Origin of the sequence: Cytobacillus firmus NBRC 15306, assembly GCF_001591465.1 — a bacterium.
GTDB lineage: Bacteria > Bacillota > Bacilli > Bacillales > Cytobacillaceae > Cytobacillus > Cytobacillus firmus.
The window spans coordinates 1-1,726 of the sequence record NZ_BCUY01000196.1; the positions used below are offsets into that span (position 1 = coordinate 1).

1 pseudogene is annotated in these 1,726 nt (G+C 45.3%); it reads right to left on the minus strand.

Annotation, left to right across the window (positions count from 1 at the left end):
* Window positions 1-110: 110 nt before the first annotated feature.
* Window positions 111-1,719, minus strand: a pseudogene (locus tag BFI01S_RS21765) (FMN-binding glutamate synthase family protein).
* Between the last annotated feature and the right edge of the window lie 7 nt (window positions 1,720-1,726).

The following is a 1,726-nucleotide window of genomic DNA, read 5'->3' on the forward strand; positions in this document are numbered from 1 at the left end:
TAAAGAACCCCCCACTGATTGAAGTTTCACTTTATGTCAGAAAAAGGTGTGGATGGTAAATCTTATTTCTTATAAAAACCCGGACCATTCAGGACCGGGCTTCCATTTGTTCAGTTTTCTTTCTGCAGCTGTGCGCGTTTTGCGGCATGCAGAATGTCTTCGATGGGAGAGACTCTCCCGAATTTATCTTTATGGACAATATGTTTTCTTTCAAATTGGGTAGGATTATCAATTCCTGCTGCTGCCGCCAGATTGTATATCCCTTCTCTGAGCGAAATGACATAGTTGCAAACCCGGTAATGCTTTTCCTCAACAATTAATCCATCCTGAAGCTTTTTGTCGGTTTTCGCCACCCCTGCCGGGCAGTGATTGGTATGGCAGACACCGGCCATAATGCAGCCGACGCTGATCATAAAACCGCGGGCAATATTGACCAGATCCGCTCCCATTGCAAGAGCTATGGCAATTTTATCAGGAGTGATTAATTTACCGGAAGCGATAATTTTCACACGGTCCCGTACCCCGTACTCCCTAAGCATTTCATCGACAACTGTCAGGGCGGATTGGATAGGGAGCCCCACGCTGTCCGCAAGCTCCTGATAAGTCGCCCCTGTCCCGCCTTCACCGCCATCCACTGTGATGAAGTCCGGGCCTTTGCCGCTCTCCTTCATATAGGAAATCATGTTTTCAAGAGCATTCCAGGTCACCTACCACAATTTTCATGCCGACAGGCTTTCCGCCAACACTTCTGAGCTCCTCTATAAAATCGAACATGGAGGGGACATTATCAAATTCATAGAAACGGTTTGGACTGTTAATCGTTTTCCCGACTTCGACAAGCCGGATACTGGCGATTTCTTCGGTTACTTTTTGGCCTTCCACATGGCCGCCGCGGGTTTTCGCACCCTGTGCAAGCTTTAGTTCAAAGGCCTTGACCTCAGGTATTTCGCTTTTCTTTTTAAATTCTTCCCATGAAAATTCCCCATTGGCTTTTCGGACACCGAACATATCAGGACCGATTTGCATAATGATATCCGGGCTGCCGGCCAAATGATACTGAGACAGGCCGCCTTCACCGGTATTCATCCAGGTTCCTCCTGCAAGGCCAAGTCCTTTGGAAAGGGCCGTAATGGCTTTTTCACCGAGGGATCCATAGCTCATGGCCGATTGTCCGACAAGACCTTTAACCTTGAATGGCTGCCGGCAGCTTTTTTCTCCCAGCACAACCGCATCCTCATCCCGAAGATAGTAAGGATCAGCCAATTTTTCTTCGCTATGCTCCTTTCTTGAAAAAAGATTATCCCCATCGACCTTATAGACACGTGTGTTTATTTTCCTTGTATTATCCACCTTCATTTCATCAACCAGTTTTGGGAACAGGGTGTTTCGTATATAAAAGCCTTCTTCGTCAAAATTTCTTATCGATCCGAAGCCTATTAATCTTTCTTTGTATTTGCCGGCTTTGACAACATCCTGATATTCCTTTCTGGAAAAAGGCTTTCCTTCTGTATCATTATTGAACAGGTACTGTCTTAGCTCAGGCCCCACATTTTCTGCGAAGTACCGCACCTTCCCGATTACCGGGAAGTTCCTCAGTATAGAGTGCTGTTTCTGCCTGTCATCTTTTATATACCAATAAATAAATAGAATGACAGGGACGAAAATAACCAATGAGATAAATACGAATAATGCAATGACAAGGTAATCTGTTAAACTCATTTTATCC